Annotated in this window: 14 protein-coding genes and 1 other RNA gene; 9 read left to right on the top strand and 6 right to left on the bottom strand. The window is 41.5% G+C overall.

Going from position 1 to position 21,352, the window contains the following annotated elements; translation table 11 throughout:
• Window positions 1-219 precede the first annotated feature (219 nt).
• On the bottom strand, window positions 220-885 hold the full coding sequence (locus ACT29H_RS11235) for an NAD-dependent epimerase/dehydratase family protein (protein ID WP_444821726.1): 666 nt from the start codon (window positions 883-885) through the stop codon (window positions 220-222).
• A 3-nt stretch (window positions 886-888) separates the two neighbouring features.
• Window positions 889-1,896, bottom strand: a complete 1,008-nt coding sequence (locus ACT29H_RS11230; protein ID WP_444821725.1) for a zinc-binding alcohol dehydrogenase family protein — start codon at window positions 1,894-1,896, stop codon at window positions 889-891.
• A gap of 984 nt (window positions 1,897-2,880) precedes the next feature.
• Between ACT29H_RS11230 and ACT29H_RS11225 the strand changes: the two genes are divergently transcribed.
• Entirely contained in the window at window positions 2,881-3,603 is a 723-nt protein-coding gene (locus tag ACT29H_RS11225) for a DUF6088 family protein (RefSeq protein WP_444821724.1), read from the top strand.
• On the top strand, window positions 3,600-4,586 hold the full coding sequence (locus ACT29H_RS11220) for a nucleotidyl transferase AbiEii/AbiGii toxin family protein (protein ID WP_444821723.1): 987 nt from the start codon (window positions 3,600-3,602) through the stop codon (window positions 4,584-4,586). Before ACT29H_RS11225 ends, ACT29H_RS11220 begins: the two co-directional genes overlap by 4 nt.
• A gap of 373 nt (window positions 4,587-4,959) precedes the next feature.
• Here the strand turns inward: ACT29H_RS11220 and ssrA are convergent.
• The 3 genes from ssrA to ACT29H_RS11205 all read right to left on the bottom strand — a co-directional run bounded on the left by ssrA (window position 4,960) and on the right by ACT29H_RS11205 (window position 7,298).
• Window positions 4,960-5,361, bottom strand: a transfer-messenger RNA (tmRNA) gene (ssrA, locus tag ACT29H_RS11215).
• Window positions 5,362-5,416: 55 nt separating this feature from the next.
• The gene (rpe, locus tag ACT29H_RS11210; protein WP_444821722.1) at window positions 5,417-6,067 is read right to left on the bottom strand and encodes a ribulose-phosphate 3-epimerase; all 651 of its coding nucleotides are present in this window, start codon (window positions 6,065-6,067) and stop codon (window positions 5,417-5,419) included.
• Window positions 6,068-6,428: 361 nt separating this feature from the next.
• Window positions 6,429-7,298: a sigma-70 family RNA polymerase sigma factor gene (locus tag ACT29H_RS11205; RefSeq protein ID WP_444821721.1), complete on the bottom strand. Its 870-nt coding sequence runs from the start codon at window positions 7,296-7,298 to the stop codon at window positions 6,429-6,431.
• Between the two features lie 397 nt (window positions 7,299-7,695).
• Here ACT29H_RS11205 and rho point away from each other — a divergent pair, with 397 nt between their 5' ends.
• Window positions 7,696-9,474: a transcription termination factor Rho gene (gene rho / locus ACT29H_RS11200; RefSeq protein WP_444821720.1), complete on the top strand. Its 1,779-nt coding sequence runs from the start codon at window positions 7,696-7,698 to the stop codon at window positions 9,472-9,474.
• 161 nt (window positions 9,475-9,635) lie between these two features.
• Here rho and ACT29H_RS11195 read toward each other — a convergent pair whose 3' ends face one another.
• Window positions 9,636-9,935, bottom strand: a complete 300-nt coding sequence (locus ACT29H_RS11195; protein WP_444821719.1) for a hypothetical protein — start codon at window positions 9,933-9,935, stop codon at window positions 9,636-9,638.
• 371 nt (window positions 9,936-10,306) lie between these two features.
• Between ACT29H_RS11195 and ACT29H_RS11190 the strand changes: the two genes are divergently transcribed.
• The 6 genes from ACT29H_RS11190 to def all read left to right on the top strand — a co-directional run bounded on the left by ACT29H_RS11190 (window position 10,307) and on the right by def (window position 21,112).
• The gene (locus ACT29H_RS11190; protein WP_444821718.1) at window positions 10,307-11,473 is read left to right on the top strand and encodes an AAA family ATPase; all 1,167 of its coding nucleotides are present in this window, start codon (window positions 10,307-10,309) and stop codon (window positions 11,471-11,473) included.
• A 157-nt stretch (window positions 11,474-11,630) separates the two neighbouring features.
• On the top strand, window positions 11,631-15,167 hold the full coding sequence (nifJ, locus tag ACT29H_RS11185) for a pyruvate:ferredoxin (flavodoxin) oxidoreductase (protein ID WP_444821717.1): 3,537 nt from the start codon (window positions 11,631-11,633) through the stop codon (window positions 15,165-15,167).
• A gap of 479 nt (window positions 15,168-15,646) precedes the next feature.
• Entirely contained in the window at window positions 15,647-16,657 is a 1,011-nt protein-coding gene (locus ACT29H_RS11180; RefSeq protein WP_444821716.1) for a dihydroorotate dehydrogenase-like protein, read from the top strand.
• A gap of 544 nt (window positions 16,658-17,201) precedes the next feature.
• Window positions 17,202-19,907: a pyruvate, phosphate dikinase gene (gene ppdK / locus ACT29H_RS11175; RefSeq protein WP_444821715.1), complete on the top strand. Its 2,706-nt coding sequence runs from the start codon at window positions 17,202-17,204 to the stop codon at window positions 19,905-19,907.
• A 128-nt stretch (window positions 19,908-20,035) separates the two neighbouring features.
• Window positions 20,036-20,452, top strand: coding sequence for a Holliday junction resolvase RuvX (gene ruvX / locus ACT29H_RS11170; RefSeq protein WP_444821714.1), 417 nt, complete (start codon window positions 20,036-20,038; stop codon window positions 20,450-20,452).
• A 102-nt stretch (window positions 20,453-20,554) separates the two neighbouring features.
• Window positions 20,555-21,112, top strand: coding sequence for a peptide deformylase (gene def / locus ACT29H_RS11165; RefSeq protein ID WP_444821713.1), 558 nt, complete (start codon window positions 20,555-20,557; stop codon window positions 21,110-21,112).
• Window positions 21,113-21,352: the final 240 nt, after the last annotated feature.

The raw sequence follows: 21,352 nt of genomic DNA, 5'->3' as shown, positions 1-21,352 counted from the left end.
ATGGGAGAGCAGGCAGCCGGAGTAACTTATTGATGCTTCTTTTAATCACCTCCTGTGCACCCAAAGTCTATTATCAGGTTTTTGAAACCGAGCCAACCACTGATAAAAGAATAAAGCAAGGCGATGCTTTGGTGTATCTTTCGCATCGGCACCGGCCCAATACCTTAAGGTAGGTTTCGCCGGATGCCGCTTCTAAAATCACTTCAGCAGTTATTAATCTCACCCTTTGGCCAGCTCATTGACCAGATGATTATCTAAAATTTTAGTAAAACTACCCACTAGCACACTGTTAATCATGGCCTGTCCCACCTTAACACTGGTGGTGTTGTTTTTATTTTTTTCCAAAAGCGGGAAAAAAGGTCGCATAACAGCATAAAAGGCATTTATCCAGGCTGTTTTTGATTTGACGCCTTTTTTCGGAATGACCAATTGCAAACGAAACATATAGGCATCTTTAAATCCCATGTTGAGGATGAGGTTTTCCGTTTTGCCTTTTACACGCGCCCACATCACTTTGCCTTTTTCGGTAGGGTCGGTCCCTTTTCCCGAAACATAATTGAATACCATGTTCGGATTCATCCGGAAAAGTGTTGTGGCCAGGGCTTCGGTAATGTCATAGGTATAACGATGGTATTCCGTCTCATTCATGCCGACGGATGAAACGCCCATGCAGTGAAAGCAGGCGTCGTATCCTTTTAAATGGTCATTGATGGCACTAAAATCAAAGAAATTGTCGTGAATGACTTCCGTTAATTTGGGATGTTTTATTGGTAAATGACTTCTGTTGATTACCAGGACGTGTTCCACCTGAGGGGATTCCAGACATTCGAGGAGGACCCCCCGGCCCACCATCCCTGTTGAGCCCGTTATAATTACTTTTATCATTTTTTAAAACCCTTCCAGTACAATTTTCCCTTTAGCTTTTCCGGTCTCCATAAAAGCATGCGCTTTACGTAAATTTTCGGCATTGATGGTACCGAAATTTTCACCCAGCGTGGTCCGGATGGTTCCGTTGTCAATTAATTCCGAGACTTTGTTTAAAATGTAGTGTTGTTCTATCATATCCTCTGTCTGGAACATGGAGCGTGTGAACATTAGCTCGATGTGTGTTGAAACGGCTTTTACTTTAAATGGCATGACATTTAAGGATGATGGATCATCTATAAAGCCGAACCTGCCTTGCGGTTTAATCAATTTAATGATCTCATCGATGTGTTGTTCCGTACCATTTAAACTCACCACATATTCGGGCTGTGGTAAATTGTGCTTTTTAAATTCATCACTCAGCTTGTTTCTGTGATTGATGACGGTATGGGCCCCTAATTCATTTAGCCATGCGGTCGTTTCGGGACGGGAAGCGGTTCCGATAATGGTCAGTTTGGTAAGCTTTTTAGCCAATTGTACCAGGATGGATCCCACCCCTCCGGCAGCACCAATAACTAATATCGATTTGTTGGCATCGTCGTTGGCAACCTGTAATCGGTCGAACAGCATTTCCCAGGCCGTAAGGGTTGTTAAAGGCAGTGCTGCCGCTTCGGCATACGATAAACTTTTGGGTTTTTTGCCCACAATACGTTCGTCCACCAACTGGTATTCGGCATAACTTCCCTGACGGGTTAAGTCGCCCGCATACCATACTTCATCACCTGCATTAAAAAGAGTGACCTTTTCGCCCACTTCTTTAACAATGCCGGCAGCATCCCAGCCGATGACCTTCCAGTCATCCCCTTCCACGGGGCGGCCGCTTCGGACTTTGTAATCTACCGGATTTACCGAAATGGCTTTTATTTCCACCAAAATATCCCTGCCCGTAGCTTTGGGGGTCTCTATTTCTATGTCTTGCAGGGATTTTACATCTTCTATGGGAAGATTCTGTTTGTATCCTATGGCTTTCATCAGTATAAAATTAGGTTAAATCATTGGTCTGATGGAATTCGCATGATTTTAAGTTTTATACATTCTCTGTTGTGACAAACTTAGTTGGTCATGCTCGTTTCATTTGTATATAATTTACTTATCTCATTGAATTATTGTCTCTTAAAATTAGTTGTTAGTCTGTTTAGCACATCAAATACCAGATGTTTAGATTATTAGATACAAGATGAATGTTTTACAGTAACAATAACTTGATATCAGCCCATCAGAATAGCACATCAATCTCCTCCATCCCCTCAATCTCATTGCCTAACAGCCTAACAGCCTAATAGCCTATTGACCTATTGGCCTCTTGGCCTAATAACCTAATAACCTAATAACCTATTGGCCTATTGGTCTAATACTTCCAATCTCCTGGTTGGTGCTGACGGGAAGATAGCTTTTTGTAAACTTCCGTGGCTTAGGAAAGAATTAGAATTGAAGACATTAATCCCGAATTATGCATTAGAACTTTGTCATGAGAATTAAAAGTGCAATCAATCAAGAACTTGTTGAAATGAGGCATAGCAACGCTATGGTGAATTGAAACAAGTTAGCCTGCGACTTGATTGGCAGCAATTTTAATTCGTAATAGATTTTCTAATGCATTTTTCGGGTTAATACAGTCCCTTAAGCAAAACAACAGATATGCAGAAGAGTTTAAAAATTGAGAATTGAGTTTGAGTTAGGAGGTCGGAGATTGAGTGGGGCTTAAATTATTTTAATCCTTTAATTAGGGCGAAAAGGATTTAAGTTTGTAGAAGGTAACGTATCTAATAAGTCATCTGGTTTATTGGTTACACTTTTTTTGTTTAGATAACAGTTTGGTGTGTTGTAAGATGCATAAATAGAGATGTTTAACTTTTGATTGTTTTTATAATGGATGTCAAGTAAAATGCGCAAAAAACTTGACATTATTTTTTTAATACGTAACTTTGTGAAAGTTTACAGAAACGGCTTTTATTTATGAATATTGCAGAGAAGATAAAGAAAAAAATAAAAGGTATGCCGGAAGGGACTACGTTTAAATACCAACAATTGGATCTATCAGTAACTGAATATAGTGGAGCTGCAAAAGCAATTGAACGGCTAATTAAAGAAGGCGTTATAAAACGAATAAACAGAGGTGTATTTTATAAACCTAAGCAATCAGTTTTTGGGGAGCTAAGACCGACGGAAACAGAAATCATAAAACCTTATTTATATGAACAGGGAAAGAGAATTGCTTATGTTACAGGAACAGCCCTTTATAACAATATGGGGGTGACAACGCAGGTTCCGAAAACAGTAAAAATTGCCAGCCGGAGCAAACGTATATTTATTGATTCCGGTAGCATAAAAGCAAAACCTGTAAAAAGTTACATTGACGTTACCGAAGGAAATTATTCACTGCTCGAAATATTGGATGTATTAAAGGATTTTACCAAAATACCTGACATGGACCAAAAAAGCGGAATCCGGTTTTTGGTGGATAAACTAAAGGATTTATCTGAAAAGGAAACAAATATGTTGGTTAAATATGCCTTAAAATACCCACCCCGTGTCAGGGCTTTCCTGGGAGCATTATTAAACGTAATAACCGGACAGGAAAACAGTAATTTAAAACAAAGCCTGAATCCGTTGACCACATACCGTTTTAATTTAAACGAAGACATTTTAAAAACTGCACCTAATTGGAACATAAAATGAAGCTACATGAAAACAAAAAACTTTTTCAGGATGCTGTTTTAGCTACTTCCCAAATGATGGAAATACCCGAGATTTATGTTGAAAAAGACTATTGGGTCACATTTGCATTGTACCGGATTTTTCATTCTGAAATGGCAAAGGAAATAGTTTTTAAGGGAGGTACAGCACTTTCAAAATGTTACCAATTAATAGAAAGATTTTCGGAGGATATTGATGTTGTTGTTCTGAGGCAGGAAGGAGAAAACGACAATCAAATGAAGAAAAAAATTAGAGCAGCAGGGAAAATTGTTGAAGCTGTCATGCCTGAAATAGCCATTTCCGGCTTAACCAATAAAATGGGAAATATCAGGAAAACAGTGCATCAATATGAAAAACTTTTCCATGGTAATTTTGGTCAGGTTCGCGAACATATCGTTTTTGAGGCTACCTGGCTTGGAAGCTTTGAACCATTCACCAGAAGGTTCATAAATAGTTATATTGCTGATATGATGAAACGAAACCAACTAAATGATTTAATATATGAATATGGTTTGGAAGCTTTTGAGCTTCAGGTTTTAAGCAAAGAGAGAACTGTTTGTGAAAAAATAATGAGCCTCGCCCGGTTCTCATTTATGGAGAATCCTTATGAAAATTTAGCCAATAAAATTCGTCATATTTATGATATTCACATGATGCTGAAAAACAAGGAAATCAATTCCTTCTTTAAGAGTGAGCAGTTTGATATAATGATGAAGAAAGTAGGCAATGATGATGTTATTAGCTACAAAAACAATAACGAGTGGTTAAAAACACATCCCTCAGAAGCAATTATTTTCAAAAACCCGGAAAAGGCCTGGGAAAATATTAAATCTGTTTATCGGACAAAATTTAGAGAGTTGGTTATTGGGGAATTGCCAAGGGAGGTAGAGTTAATTGAATCTTTGAAAACAGTATTTAGCCGTCTCCAACAAGTTAAATGGGATCCACAATTTCCTCTAGTTTGAAAATGATATTTTGGGTCATCAAAGGGCGCGTATAAAGCTGCATGTTCCTAATTAAATAAGAGCAAACTATTTGTTTCCTTAGAAAACCAGATAAATAAAGAAGTGAAATAATAGTTCAACTTTTAATTTCTTTGTATCCCCTGAATTCTTCTGAAAATAGAATCACTAGTCTTCCCTGAAAGTTTTAGAGATTCTCTTAATATTTGTGTTAGTTTATATTAACTTTTTTTATGCAGCTAAAATTTATGGTTTGAAAAACGATAATCTGCCATTTTTATGGGGGTGCCTGTTTCCTTTTTATTTCCGCAAATACTCAAGGATATATTAGGACATAAAACTAAAGATTCCATCAGATTTGATGGAATTTTCTAATGAGTGGAGCTGCCGGGAATCGAACCCGGGTCCAGACAAGGAAGCCATAAGCTTTCTACATGCTTAGTCGTTTCTTAATTTTCGTGATAGGTCTGGGAAACGACACCCGAACCAACCCTTAGCTCCTTAAGTTTCGCCTGAAGAACGGAGCCCTCTTCAAACTAGTTCCGGTTTACCTGCACCTCCTGATCGGATCGCCCCGAAACAAAGGCATCCGGGAGATGTCACGTCCCAGCCCCTGGGGCCGGGATTAAGCTTAATCTACTATACTTCGATTAGGCAGCGAGAGCGTAATTATTTTCGCCAGTTATAAAGGTAGAGTCCTGGGATTAACGAGCCAGCCACACAACGCTCGACATGCTTACTTACCACTTTACCCTGCTGTCAAGTCCATGTCAGCCCCGATATTGTGGAAGTGCAAAGATAATACTTTTTAATGGGTTGTCAATCGGTATGGTTTACGATTTTTTTAGTTGTGAGATGGTGTGGAGAGGGTCTGACGAATTGAAAATGAAGCTGCCGGAGACTAATACATCGGCTCCTGCCCGATAGAGATCGGCGGCATTATCCAATGAGACGCCACCGTCCACTTCGATGAGTGCGCGGCTCTTTTTTCTTTCGATCAGATTTTTGAGGCTTTCAATTTTTTGATAAGTGTTATGGATGAACTTTTGTCCGCCAAACCCGGGGTTTACCGACATGATGAGAACCAGATCCACCTGTTCGATGATGTCTTCCAGCAGATGAACGGGAGAGTGGGGATTGAGCGTTACCCCTGCTTTCATATCGTTTTTATGAATCTCTTCCACGGTACGATGAAGATGCGTGGAAGCTTCAAGATGAACATTCAACAGATGCGCACCGGCTTTTTTGAAGGCTTCGATATATCTCTCGGGCTGAACAATCATCAGGTGAACGTCCAGCGGTTTTTTTGCCAGTTTGCTGACTGCTTCCACCACCGGAATGCCAAAAGAAATATTGGGAACAAATACACCGTCCATAATATCGAGGTGAAACCAGTCGGCATCGCTTCGATTCACCATGTCTATATCTTTTGCCAGATTCGAAAAGTCTGCTGCCAACAATGACGGCGCAACCATTTTGTTCATGAGGATTTGTTTTTGTTTGCGATGATAAAAGATTTGGCAATTTTAAGAAATTTTTTTCACATCAGTATGGAGTACTCGGCAGGCTTGGAGATGAAAAGATCTCTGTTCTTAAGACCGCAAAACACCTCCCTTTCGCGAGCTGAGGCCGGTTCTCCCATGAATACCATGCCGGAGGGTTTTATGATCCATTAACTAAAAATCATTTGTCTGGCCGGGCTATGTGGGCTGGTTGTATCTGTTTTTTATTAGGGCAAAATCACTGATGGTTTAATGGATTTGGTATGACAGCCCTTTTTTAATCATTTTTTCTAACAAATCGGGACCTTGTAGCGGCAAGATTTCTTGCCCGGCCCGTTCACTTTTAGTCGTCGTTCATGAGGTTTCTAAGTATTCTGCTTCGGTAGGTGTTTTTCAGCCGTTTAATGGCTTTTTCTTTGATCTGGCGCACTCGTTCTCTTGTAAGATTAAACAACTTACCGATTTCTTCCAGGGAATAAGGGGGTTCACCGTGCAAACCGTAATAGAGCCGAATGATATCTGCCTCTCTGATAGAAAGGGTTGATAGAGAGCGTTCGATCTCTTTGCGCAGCGAATCATCGAGGAGGTCTGCGTCAGGACTACCGTCACCGTCGGAGAGCAGGATGTCGTATAACGTATTGTCATCGTCCGGTTTGAGTGGTGCATCCATAGAGATGTGTTTGTTGGACGCTTTCAGAGCTTCCTTAACATCTTTGGGGGCCATATCCAGCAGTTCGGCGATCTCTTCAGAGGTTGGTTCCCTTTGAAACTCTTGTTCCAGTCGGGCAAAAGCATTATTCACCTTGTTGACGCTGCCGATCTTGTTGAGTGGCAATCGGACGATGCGTGCTTGTTCGGCCAGAGCTTGCAGAATGGACTGACGAATCCACCATACGGCATAGGAGATAAATTTAAAACCTCTGGTTTCGTCAAATCGTTGGGCCGCTTTAATGAGTCCCAGATTTCCCTCATTGATGAGGTCGGGCAGTCCAAGGCCTTGATTTTGATATTGCTTGGCTACCGATACCACAAAACGAAGGTTGGCTTTAATTAACTGAGAGAGGGCTTGTTCATCACCTTGTTTGATTTTACGGGCCAAGGCAACTTCTTCTTCGGCGGTAATCAACTGAACCTTTCCAATTTCATGGAGGTATTTGTCCAGGGATGGGGATTCCCTGTTGGTTACCTGTTTGGTGATTTTTAGTTGTCTCATAAATTTAGAATTCTGATTTTTAGGGATTGTAATATTAACAAAAATTTCACTATTCTGTTTAGTGTATTTTCTGGTTTTTGGCGAATGGCGCAGCGGATTATTTGAATCTCTAATTTTGTTACGGAGCTATGTGCGCCGTTGTGGTGATTGTGATAGCAGATTGGTGTTGTAAATAATTAATTAAAATATATTTGCAGAAATAGGTGGAATGCTCTATATTTGCAAGGAAATTCCATTCCGGATAGCCGTTCGTTTGCTAATCCTGGTGTTTTCCTGACATTAAAATTAAATCCTCAGTATAAAATCAATACTTTGATTTCTTTTAGCCATTGAAATCTGATGTTTAGATAAATCAAACCCATTTCACATATTAAAAAATTTATAGTAGTATACTCATATGCTTGATATTATTGAATTAAATAGCAAAAAGCTTGTTGAATTGCGTCAAATTGCCAAAGAACTTGGTATTAAACGCGTTGAATCATATAAGAAGCAAGATCTTATTTACAGAATCCTGGATGAACAAGCTATCCGGGAACCGGAAATAAAAAAGAGTCCGGAGAAAAAGAAAAGTTCAGAAGAGGCCGGTAAATCGGAAATCCGATCCAGAAGAGGAAGACCCGCTAAAAAGGCACCTGCCAAACCTAAGGACAAAAACGATAAAAAAGACAGTCAAAGCGCCGATCAGGAAAAACCTGCCGCCCAAATTGATGTTAAAGAAAAAGTTGAACATCAAACCATTAACGACGCTAAACCGGAACTTAAGAAAGAACAGAACGTTTCCGGAAAGGATAACAAGGAGTTCAAGTCTGGAAAAGAGTCGGGCGAACCCAAGACTCAAACAGAACAAAAAAATGGACAGGAACAGGGTGACAAAAACGGGGAGCAGAACGGACCCCAACCTTCCCGAAAGCAGCAGGATAAAAGACATCAACGTAACGATAAGACGCAAAACAACAAAGAGAGAGACCAACAAACGCCACACCAGCAGCGTAAACGACACGATAAACAGAACCAGCAGCAGGATAACAAACACAATGATAAAGCCTTCGAATTTGAAGGTATCGTTAGTGCTTCAGGCGTGTTGGAAATCATGCCCGATGGTTATGGGTTTCTGAGATCTTCCGATTACAATTATTTCAACTCCCCCGATGATATTTATGTATCCCAGTCGCAGATCAAACTCTTTGGACTGAAAACAGGAGATACAGTAGAGGGAGCCATCCGTCCGCCCAAAGAGGGTGAAAAATATTTCCCTTTGATAAAGGTGGAATCCATTAACGGACGTTCGCCAGACTATGTGCGTGATCGCGTGCCTTTTGATCATCTGATCCCGGTTTTTCCCGACGAAAAGTTTAATCTTGCCGAAGGCTCTTACAGCAACATCTCAACTCGCATAGTCGATATGTTTGCCCCCATAGGAAAAGGGCAACGTGGATTGATTGTGGCGCAGCCAAAGACCGGTAAAACAGTATTGTTGAAAGATGTGGCCAACGCCATCGCCTCAAACCATCCTGAAGTTTACATGCTCATCCTGCTTATCGATGAACGACCGGAGGAGGTTACCGACATGGCGCGCAGCGTTAATGCCGAAGTGATTTCATCCACCTTTGATGAGCCGGCCGACCGCCACGTGAAAGTGGCCAATATTGTCTTGGAAAAAGCCAAACGAATGGTTGAATGTGGCCACGATGTGGTGATTCTGCTCGATTCTATTACCCGTCTGGCAAGAGCTTATAACACCGTTTCTCCGGCATCCGGAAAAGTGCTTTCGGGTGGTGTCGATGCCAACGCATTGCACAAACCCAAGCGATTCTTTGGTGCCGCACGTAACATCGAAGGGGGTGGTTCGCTGACCATTCTGGCTACGGCTCTGACAGATACCGGTTCCAAAATGGATGATGTTATCTTTGAAGAGTTTAAAGGTACCGGTAACATGGAGCTTCAGCTCGACCGTCGCTTGTCCAACAAGCGGATCTATCCTTCTGTGGATATTAACGCCTCCAGCACTCGCCGTGAAGAGTTGCTCATGGATAAAGATACCTTGAACCGCATCTGGATATTACGTAACTACCTCTCGGATATGAATCCCATTGAAGCGATGGAATTCCTGAAAGACCGTATGCTCAAAACCAAATCCAATGAGGAATTCCTCATTTCAATGAATGACGGATAAAGAGAAGTAAAAACATAGATGTAAGATTAATAGATATAAGATTAATAGATGTAAGATTAATAGATGTAAGATTAATAGATGTAAGAGGGTTAGAATGTTTCAATTTCTAATCTGATAAAGATAAAAGAAAGGTCACCGGTAGATGGTGGCCTTTTTTCGTTTTACTGCGTGGGGTTGAGTAAAGCCGATTCATCAAAAGAGATGTCTTCATTTTTGTCGAAATCGTAAAGGGTCAAACTGCGCAGATAATAAAAGTTATACCAATAATCGGCGATGGCATTTAAATATTGCAGATGAGCATTGTCTTTGGCGCTTTGAGAAGTGGTGAGTTTTAATACATCAGCCTTTCCCGCAAGAAAGCGTTCCATGGTAAGCTGATAACTTTCTGCAGCCAGAGAGTCGGAAAGAACTGTGGTTTCGTATGAAATTAATTTAAGGTATTGACCGAATACACCTCGCATGACAAAAATGAGTTTCAGGGTTATATGTGGAAGTTATAACAATTTCCGTGGAGGATGAATGATTTATGGTAGTAGCTATGTTTGTGCAGACGGTTTTGATATTCAGAAAAGTGGTTAGCGAATGATGAAATGGGGTAAATTGTGTCCCAGTGGACCACACACTAACTTTAGCAGGGGCAAAATAAAGGTTCGGAGAAAATTTTTGTGAGGTTATTAAAAGGTTTAAAGATAGGGTGTTAATTTGTTTTTGTTTTATCTTTACAAATTATAAATAACAACAGGAAGTAAAAAATGTAATCTGCAAATTGCAAAATACAAAAAGCTTTGTTTAAATTTGCCAACAAAAGCTAATGGTTTTGATGCAGGCTTTCATGAAAACACACCGCAACTTGCTGGAGCATCTGAATGTACCGGTTCGTCGGCAGTTGCTTGAATATGTTGATTGGAACCATCGACTGATCGGTATCCAGGGCGCAAGAGGAGTGGGCAAAACCACTTTCTTGCTTGATTATGCAAAAACTTTCTATGGCATCGATAAGTCGTGTTTGTATGTCAATTTAAACAATTTATATTTTGCAGAGACCAGGGTTGTGGATTTTGCCGATGAGTTTAGGAAGACGGGTGGCAAGATATTGATTCTGGATCAAATTTATAAATATCCCAATTGGGCCGAAGAGTTAAGATATTGTTACGATCATTTTGATGATTTGAAAATAGTTTTCAGCGGATCGCCATTAATGCGGCTGGATGAAGGTAATGCCTTTCTGGACGGATGTGCCAAGGTATATAACCTAGAAGGTTTCACCTTCAGAGAATATCTTAACCTCAAAACCGGGCATGATTTTAAGCCTGTAAACCTCTCCGAACTACTCCGACATCATGAAGATATTGCCGCAGAGGTGGTAAATAAGATTAAACCGCTGGCCTATTTTACCGATTATTTACATCATGGCTATTATCCTTTTTTTCTGGAAAAGAGGAATTATCTGGAAAATCTTTTGAAAACCATTAATCTGGTGCTCGAGATCGATATCAGCTATCTTCAACAAATCGAGCTTAAGTATTTGCCTAAACTACGCAAATTACTTTATATTGTTGGTAAATCGGCACCTTTTCAACCCAATATCAGTCGGCTGAGCAATGATGTGGAAACAAGTCGTGCCACCGTTATGAATTATCTTAATTATTTGCGGCAGGGACGATTGATTAACTTGTTGTATGAAGAAAAGCCGGATCCGCTAAAAAAACCTTCGTGTGTGTTCATGCAAAACCCCAATCTGCTGTTTTCGGTGGCTGCCGGTGAGGTGGAAACCGAAGTTTTGCATAAGACCTTTTTCTATAATCAAGTTGGGTATATGGAACATGTGAGCTATAGCGCTACTGCTGATTTTATGGTGAATGATGAAATGCCGTTTTATATAGGTGGCCGAAATATAGAGAAGAGAACCGATGTGAATAATGGTTACTTTGCCCGTGATATGGTGGAGATTGGTAAGGGTAACCAGATCCCGTTGTGGCTGTTTGGTTTTTTGTTTTAATTGGCATAAATTAAACTGGTTTATACAGAATATAATGCTGAGATCTATCGGGTTGGGGGTTGTTCCGGAAGGATGGATTGAAAAAAGCCGGCAATTCTCAATTTGAAAATCTTAAATGATATAACAGAATTTTTTAAACAATAAGGAGAACAGACAAATGGTTAAAAACAAGAAGTTCATTACCTGTGACGGGAATTATGCTGCTTCTCATGTTGCCTACATGTTTAGTGAGGTAGCGGCAATTTATCCCATCACCCCGTCCTCTACTATGGCCGAAAATATTGATGAGTGGGCGGCCAACGGACGCAAAAACATTTTCGGTGAGACGGTTAAAGTAGAGGAGATGCAGTCGGAAGGCGGGGCATCGGGTGCCGTTCATGGTGCTCTGCAGTCGGGTGCGTTGACATCCACCTTTACCGCTTCTCAGGGATTGTTATTGATGATCCCTAATATGTACAAAATTGCCGGAGAATTATTGCCGGCCGTTTTCCATGTGAGTGCGAGAAGTCTGGCTGCGCAAGCTCTTTCTATCTTTGGTGACCACAGCGATGTGATGGCGGCTCGTCAGACCGGTTTTGCCATGTTGGCCACCGGAAGCGTTCAGGAAGTTATGGATTTGGGTAGTTTGGCGCACCTCGCTGCGATTAAAAGCCGGGTTCCTTTCCTTCATTTTTTCGACGGCTTCCGTACCTCTCACGAAATTCAAAAAATCGAAGCTATTGACCAGGATGCGTTAGCTGAATTATTGGATCGGGATGCCCTGCAAAGATTCCGTGACAATGCGCTCAATCCTGAACATCCGGTGACACGTGGAACAGCCCAAAACCCGGATATCTATTTCCAGTCGCGTGAAGCTGCCAATCCTTTTTATGATGCTGTGCCCGACATCGTAGCGGACTATATGGATAAGATTTCCGCAATCACCGGCCGAAAATATCGTCCGTTCGACTATTACGGAGCCGAGGATGCGGAGCACCTTATTGTTGCCATGGGATCCGTTACCGATACCATTAAGGAAACGGTGGATTATCTTAGGGCAAAAGGAGAGAAAGTCGGTTTGATTGCCGTACATCTTTACCGTCCTTTCTCCGCTAAATATTTCTTTGAAGCTTTCCCCAAAAGTGTCAAACGTATCGCAGTACTTGACAGAACCAAAGAACCGGGTGCCAACGGTAATCCGCTCTATTTGGATATCCGCGATCTGTTCTACGGAAAAGAAAATGCCCCTGTGGTAGTAGGCGGTCGATATGGTTTGTCATCAAAAGATACTACGCCTGCTCAAATCATTTCTGTTTTTGAGAACCTGAAAATGAATGAGCCTAAAAATGACTTTACCGTTGGTATCGTTGACGATGTGACCTTTAAATCCCTTCCGGTCAAGGAAGAGATTGATCTGGCTCCCAAAGGTACATTTGCCGGTAAATTTTATGGTCTGGGATCTGACGGAACCGTTGGTGCCAATAAAAATTCCATTAAAATTATCGGAGAAAATACCGATAAATACGCGCAAGCATATTTTGCTTATGACTCCAAAAAATCGGGCGGTATCACCATTTCTCACTTGAGGTTTGGTGATTCACCCATTCGATCGCCTTATCTGGTGAATACGCCCGACTTTGTGGCTTGTCATGTGCCCTCTTATTTGGGGAAATACGACATGTTGAAAGGCCTGAAAAAGGGTGGTACCTTCCTTCTGAACAGTATCTGGGATGAAGAGGAGACGAAACATCGTATCCCTGCCGACATGAAGCGTTATATGGCTCAGAATAATATTAACTTCTATACGATTAATGCCACCAGAATTGCCATGGAGATCGGTCTGGGCAACAGGACCAATACCATTATGCAGTCGGCTTTCTTTAAAATTGCCGAAGTAATCCCTTACGATCAGGCAGTGGAGGAAATGAAGAAGTTCATCGTTAAATCCTTCGGAAAAAAAGGAGAAGACGTTGTAAATATGAACTTCAAGGCCGTTGAAATGGGCGGAAAAAATGTTTCAAAAATAGAAGTTCCTGCCGATTGGGCCGATGCAAAGGATGAGGTGGTTACCGAAGGAAAGCCGGTACCTGAATTTATTAGTAATATTGTTTTTCCCATTAATGCACAAAAAGGGGACGATCTTCCTGTCAGTGCTTTCAGAGGACGTGAAGACGGTACTTTTCCTGCCGGTACCACAGCGTATGAAAAACGCGGTATCGCAGTTGAAGTCCCCGAATGGCAAGTAGATAATTGTATCCAGTGTAATCAGTGTGCTTATGTTTGTCCGCATGCCGCCATTCGTCCATTCTTGCTCGATGAAGAGGAAATGGCCAATGCTCCGGAAGGCACGGTTGCTAAGAAAGCCAACGGAAAAGGATTTAACGGTTTGCAATTCCGTATTCAAGTGAGCGTTCTCGACTGTACCGGCTGCGGAAACTGTGTGGATATTTGTCCTTCCAAAGAGAAATCTCTGGTAATGAAACCTCTGGATTCTCAGATGGATCAGGCTGAACGTTGGGAATATATGACAGAGAAAGTATCCATTAAGGATACGCTTATGCCTAAGACGACCAACTTGAAAGCATCACAGTTTGCACAACCATTGTTTGAATTCTCAGGTGCTTGTGCCGGATGTGGTGAAACGCCCTATATCAAACTGATCACCCAATTGTTCGGAGATCGGATGATGATTGCCAATGCCACGGGTTGTTCTTCCATATATGGTGGTTCTGCCCCTGCAACACCTTATTGTACCAATAAGGATGGTCAAGGGCCTGCTTGGGCGAACTCTTTATTTGAAGATAACGCTGAGTATGGATTGGGTATGTCGGTTGGTGTTGAAAAACTGCGCGATCGCATAGAGAGACTGATGAAAGAGAATCTGTCGGAGGTGGATGCCGAAACCAAATCTGCTTTTGAGGCTTGGATCGAAGCCAAAAATGACGGAGAAAAATCTCGCGAGGTTTCCAATGTTGTTTTAAAAGCTTTGGAAAATGAGAAACATGCCGTAGCCAAAGAGATTCTTGCACTGAAAGATTATTTGGTGAAAAAATCTGTATGGATCTTTGGTGGAGACGGTTGGGCTTATGATATCGGTTACGGTGGATTGGACCATGTGATCGCTTCCGGACAGGATGTAAATGTGCTTGTTTTGGATACTGAAGTTTATTCCAATACCGGTGGTCAGGCATCCAAGTCTACCCCTGTAGGAGCGGTTGCCAAATTTGCTGCAGCAGGTAAAAGAATTCGGAAAAAGGATTTGGGACTTATGGCGACCACTTATGGTTACGTATATGTTGCACAGGTATCAATGGGTGCCAATATGAACCAATATTTTAAAGCCATAAAAGAAGCTGAAGCTTATCCCGGACCATCGCTTATTATTGCGTATGCACCCTGTATTAACCATGGTTTGAGAGCCGGTATGGGGGCATCTCAGAGTGAAGGGAAAAAAGCTGTAGAGAGTGGTTACTGGCATTTGTATCGTTACAATCCGATGCTTGAAGCGGAAGGAAAGAACCCCTTCCAGTTGGATTCTAAAGAGCCAGACTGGTCTAAGTTCGAGGACTTCCTGAAAGGAGAGGTACGTTATACCGCCCTTATGAAGACCTTCCCTGAAGAGGCTAAAGAACTCTTTGTTAAAGCTAAGGAAAATGCGCAATGGCGTTATAATACCTATAAGCGATTGTCTGAAATGTCATACGTCACTGAGTAATAGATTTTACTCTTGTCTTTTAGAGGCAGTCTCCCAACGGAGACTGCCTTTTTTTGTTTCACTGAATTGATTTGTATCTCTCTCTTTCGTAATTTGCAAAAGCAAAATTTGCGAGACCTGATGTTAATTGAATTAATTGAAATTTGGTTCGTTGTTATGAGGCATTACGTGGTTTGGTACTAAGTTTATTGAATTCGTTGCGGGAAAGAACCGGAAAAGGACTTCAAGGAGTAAGACGGGGATTATAAGGATGAGGTTTTTGATGAAAAATTTGTTTTAATTCAACAAAAAGGCTTCATATATGTTAATTCATTAACACTTGTCCTGATTTTGATAGGCAAAAATTGTGTTGAGGGTTTAGGCAACAAAGATTAACTTGAATTCTTTGAGATGCTTAACTGTGGTGATTCTGTACATTTGGATTAAAGTGAGGTCCAAGGCAGAGAATAAGTTTTAATAATCATAAAATAGACCCAAATATGGATTTGTCAACACATTACATGGGGATTCGGCTAAAGAATCCCATAATGGTAGGAGCCAGCAATCTGGTTACCGATATGGAGACCGTGAAAAAACTTGAAGCAGCAGGTGCTTCGGCCATAGTTTACAAAACATTGTTTGAAGAACAAATCAACCTGGAGACAGCTGAATTGGAAGATGATCTGCATGAATATGATAATCGTAATGCCGAGATGGTCAATCTTTTTCCCAATGTTAAACATTCCGGTCCCCGAGCTCATTTGATGGCGTTGAAAGAACTGAAAGAGTCGGTGTCGATACCTGTGATCGCCAGTTTGAATTGTATTTTTGATTCCACGTGGGTGGAGTATGCACAGGTTTTGGCGCAAACCGGCGTTGACGGACTGGAGATTAATTTCTATAATACCATTACCGATGCCAATAAAACCCCACAGGAGATCGAGTCTACCCGCATAAGCATATTGAAAAATATTAAAAGGGTTGTGAGCATTCCGGTGTCTGTAAAGCTTAGTCCTTATTATACCAATGCATTGGAGTTTATAAATCGATTGAGCGAAGATGGGGCAGATGCCTTTGTTTTGTTTAACAGGCTTTTTCAACCCGACATTAATATCTGGAAGGAATCGTTTGAAATGCCTTATAATCTTAGTCACAAGGGAGATAATCGATTGTCTGTACGTTACGCCGGTTTGTTACACGGTCACTTGCAGGCAAATATTGCGGCCAATACCGGAATTTTAGATGGGGATGATCTGATAGGCGTTTTGTTGGCTGGTGCCGACGTGGCTCAGGTGGTTAGTACTATTTATCGTAATGGAGCCGATCAAATTACTAAGATGTTGGATGAACTGGCCGAATGGATGAAAGAAAAAGGTTACAACACCATTGATGACTTTAAAGGAAAAATGTCTCATAGTCGCATCAATGAGCCCTATGCCTATAAGAGAGGGCAATATGTTGACTTTTTGATGAAATCAAAGGAATATACGAAGAAATACCCACTGGGTTAAATCCCGGGAAGAAAGTAAATGCCGGATTGTACAAAATACAGTCCGGTTTTTTTAGAAATGATTAGGGATAAATAGGCACTAATAATTTTCTTAATGTTTTAAATATTGAGTTAGAATAAAAAAAACTGTTAATTTTGTCCTGGTGGCAATAAATCCGGTTTAAGTAGTATGACATTTATGTCTTATGTAATTGGTCAGATTAATGAGCTTCCGGACGTTTCAAGAATAGAGAGGGGGTTATTAACTTTCTAAAACTGAAAATCAAAACGAAAATTACGGTTGTTAGATTTGTTGCGGGAAGGATATGTTGGGGAAATCATACAGCGATAGATCTGTGATGGCTGTATGTTAGATGTTAATCAAACCAATGGTTTGGTTAATATTTCCAATATGGGACCATGGTTCCGTAAGAAATGAATTGTTTTTAAGAGAAATTAGTCTGTGAAATAGGGTGTAAATTGTGATTTGTCTGAATGGTTGATGAAAATTTTGTGATCTATTATAGTTATATTATTACATACTTAAAATTGCAAATTAACTAGTTATGGGAAAAAAGCGTGTTTATACATTTGGAAACGGGAAAGCTGAAGGCCGGGCAGATATGAAAGAGCTCCTGGGAGGAAAGGGAGCCAATCTTGCCGAAATGAATTTAATAGGAGTACCGGTTCCTCCCGGATTTACCATTACAACGGAAGTTTGTACCGAATATAACGAACTTGGACACGAGAAAGTGGTTGATCTGCTCAAAGATGAAGTAGAAAAAGCTATTGCCCATATCGAAGGGCTTACCGGAACAAAATTTGGAGATAAGAACAATCCGCTTCTGGTATCGGTTCGTTCGGGAGCTCGTGCTTCCATGCCTGGCATGATGGATACTATTCTGAACCTGGGGTTGAACGATGAAGTGGTGGATGGGTTGGCCAAAAAAACCGGAAACGAACGCTTTGCATGGGATTCTTATCGTCGATTTATTCAGATGTATGGAGATGTAGTCCTTGGATTGAAGCCTCAATCCAAAGAAGATGCAGACCCGTTTGAAGAAATTATTGATAAGCTGAAAGAAGATAAAGGTATAGAACTGGATACCGACTTCAGTGTGGAAGATCTTAAAGGTCTGGTTGCACAATTTAAAGAGGCGGTTAAAAAACAAACCGGTAAAGACTTTCCTACTTCTTCCTACGAGCAATTGTGGGGTGCAGTATCGGCAGTATTTAACAGTTGGAGTAATGCCAGAGCTGTTTATTATCGCCGATTAAATGGGATCCCTGATGAGTGGGGGACGGCTGTAAATGTTCAGGCAATGGTATTTGGTAATATGGGTAATACCTCGGCAACAGGGGTTGCGTTTACCCGTGATGCTGCCACCGGAGAAAATATTTTCAATGGTGAATATCTGATCAATGCGCAGGGTGAAGATGTGGTGGCCGGAATACGTACTCCTCAGCAAATTACGCTGGAAGGGAGCCGTCGATGGGCAAAACTTCAAAGCATATCTGAAGAGGAGAGAACAAAGAAATATCCTTCTCTGGAAGAAACAATGCCGGCCCTTTACAAAGAGCTCTTTGATGTTCAGGAAAAACTTGAGAAACACTATAAAGATATGCAGGATCTTGAGTTTACCATTCAGGAAGGTAAACTGTGGTTGCTACAGACTAGAAATGGAAAACGTACCGGGGCTGCCATGGTGAAAATTGCCATGGATATGTATCGTGATAAGCTCATTGACGAAAAGACCGCCTTACTTCGTCTTGAAGCCTCTAAGCTGGACGAATTGTTGCACCCTGTATTTGATTCGTTGGCGGTCCGTTCAGCCAAAGTGTTAACAACAGGTCTTCCTGCATCTCCGGGAGCTGCTACCGGTCAAGTTGTGTTCTTTGCCGATGAAGCAGATAAATTTGAACAAACGATTCTGGTTCGGACCGAAACCTCTCCTGAGGACCTTGAAGGGATGCATGTGGCTCGAGGAATCCTTACCGCCCGAGGAGGTATGACTTCGCATGCTGCAGTGGTAGCCCGGGGAATGGGTAAATGTTGCGTTTCCGGTGCCGGCGGAATAAAGCTGGATTATCATGCCCGAACGATGACGATTGGTGGTCGGGTATTTCAGGAAGGCGATTGGATTTCATTGAATGGCTCTACCGGTGAAGTGTATGAAGGCAAAGTAGAAACCCGTAAGCCCGATATGAGTGGCGATTTTGGTTTGGTGATGGAGCTGGCCGATAAATTTGCCCGTATGAGTGTTCGTACCAATGCCGATACTCCTAAAGATGCGCGGATTGCTCGTGATTTTGGTGCTAAAGGCATCGGATTATGTCGAACCGAACATATGTTTTTTGAGGGAGAACGGATTAAAGCGGTGCGTGAGATGATTCTGGCCTCCACCACCGAGGGGCGCAAAAAGGCTTTGACCAAATTGTTGCCTTATCAGCGTGAAGATTTTGAAGGTATTTTTGAGGCGATGGAAGGGTATGGCGTGACAGTTCGACTCCTTGACCCGCCATTGCACGAGTTTGTGCCTCACCAGCAGGCTACCCAAAAAGCGCTGGCAGAAGAAATGGGAGTTCCCATCGAACAAATCAGGAATACCGTTGCGGATCTTGAGGAGTTTAACCCTATGTTGGGCCATCGTGGTTGTCGACTGGGTATCACCTATCCGGAAATTACGGAGATGCAAACCCGGGCTATTATTGAAGCTGCACTTAATCTTAAGAAAAAAGGAATTGATGCACGTCCCGAAATAATGGTTCCTCTGGTGGGTACTATGAAAGAATTTAAACTTCAGGCCGAAGTAATTCATAAAACGGCCAATAAAGTTTTTGAAGAGAGGGGTGACAAGATTGACTATCTTGTAGGAACTATGATCGAAATACCTAGAGCTGCTCTTGTCGCTGATGATATTGCCAGGGAAGCCGACTTTTTCTCTTTTGGAACCAATGACCTTACACAGATGACCTTTGGTTATTCACGTGACGATGCAGGTAAATTTTTGCCTGTTTATCTGGATCAGGGAATCTTAAAAGAAGATCCTTTCCAGGTGCTGGATCAGAAAGGTGTCGGTCAACTTGTTGAGCTTGGAACCAAACGCGGCAGAGGTGTAAAACCGGAACTGAAAGTGGGAATATGCGGCGAACATGGGGGTGAACCTTCTTCGGTAGAGTTCTGCCACCGAACCGGACTGGATTATGTGAGCTGCTCACCCTATCGGGTACCTATTGCCAGATTGGCAGCGGCCCAGGCGTCGGTGCGTTAGGAGTCTCGGGTAAATGCCTTAATCATAAAAAAATATGATTGGTCAGGCAAGTGAAGATATTTTAATTCAAAAGCGGGGCTCTAGAGGTCCCGCTTTTTTTATTAATTTTGCGGTTTAATTTTATTGTTGTGGGAAGAATTCTTGCATTCGATTATGGGAAAAAGAAAACGGGAGTTGCGGTAACCGACCCTTTAAAGATCATTGCCAACGGGCTGGATACGATCCCTACGGCAAAGATTTATGAATTCATAAAGAATTATCTTGCCACAGAAGAGGTCGAAGCTTTTGTGGTTGGTTATGCCATCCAGGATTCAGGCGAGGATTCAGAGTCTATGAAATATATCAGGCCGTTTGTGAGGTCTTTGAAAAACAAATATCCGCACATCCCTGTTTACATGGTTGATGAACGATACACCAGCCAAATGGCCTTCCAGACCATGATCGACGCCGGCATTTCCAAAAAGAAAAGGCAAGACAAATTTCTGGTAGATAAAATAAGTGCTACTATCATCCTGCAAACCTATCTGGAAGAAAATACCCCGTAGCGTTTGTTTGAAGAGTGTATGCTTTTAAAATCAATATACAACCTCATCAACAGAGTGACTAATTTTAAAAGTCTAATAATCCGATAATCTAATATTAAAAAAATGATATATCCTATAGTTGTCTACGGACATCCTGTTTTGAGAAAAGAGGCTGCAGATTTTTTGCCTGAAGAAAAAGGTGAGCTTAAACAGCTGGTCGAAGATATGTATGAGACCATGTATAAAGCAGAAGGGATTGGCCTTGCCGGACCGCAAATTGGCTTGTCAAAAAGAATTTTTGTAATTGATGCCACCCCCATGGCGGAAGATCTTCCTGAATTGGCTGAATTTAAAAAGGTGTTTATTAACGCGCGGATCATTGAACGGGACGGTGAACCGGTCATTGATCATGAAGGATGTTTGAGCCTCCCTGGAATAAGTGAAGAAGTATCAAGGCCCTCCAGAATAAAAATCCGATATGTGGATATCGATTTTAACGAACATGAAGAAATATTTAATGGGTGGGCTGCACGTGTTGTCCAGCATGAATATGATCATATTCAGGGTATTCTGTTTGTGGACCATCTGGCACCATTAAAAAAACGATTGCTCAAAAGAAAACTTAATGCCATCAGTAAAGGAAAACTTAATGTGAATTATAGAATTAAGGTGGCCAAATAGAAATTTCAGAGAAAATGCTTTTTTGCCCAACCCTGACCCTCTACTTTCAGTTGAGTAAATCGTCGTCCTGAAATATAGTGATGGATTCCATGAAACAGAAGGTTCGAGGAATGCTCCAAAATATTTACTGTCCAGTTTAATTGCATTCCTTTTCCTTCTTTACAAATTTTACTCCTTTTTATTGATAAAAGTCTGTATTGCTTGTCTGGTATCTTTGGTTCCAAAGTTTTGGAACAGGAA

Source organism: Thermophagus sp. OGC60D27 (genome assembly GCF_052400625.1).
Lineage (GTDB): Bacteria > Bacteroidota > Bacteroidia > Bacteroidales > Marinilabiliaceae > Thermophagus.
The sequence above is the reverse complement of the archived record's forward strand: the minus strand, read 5'-3'. Positions and strand labels throughout refer to the sequence as shown.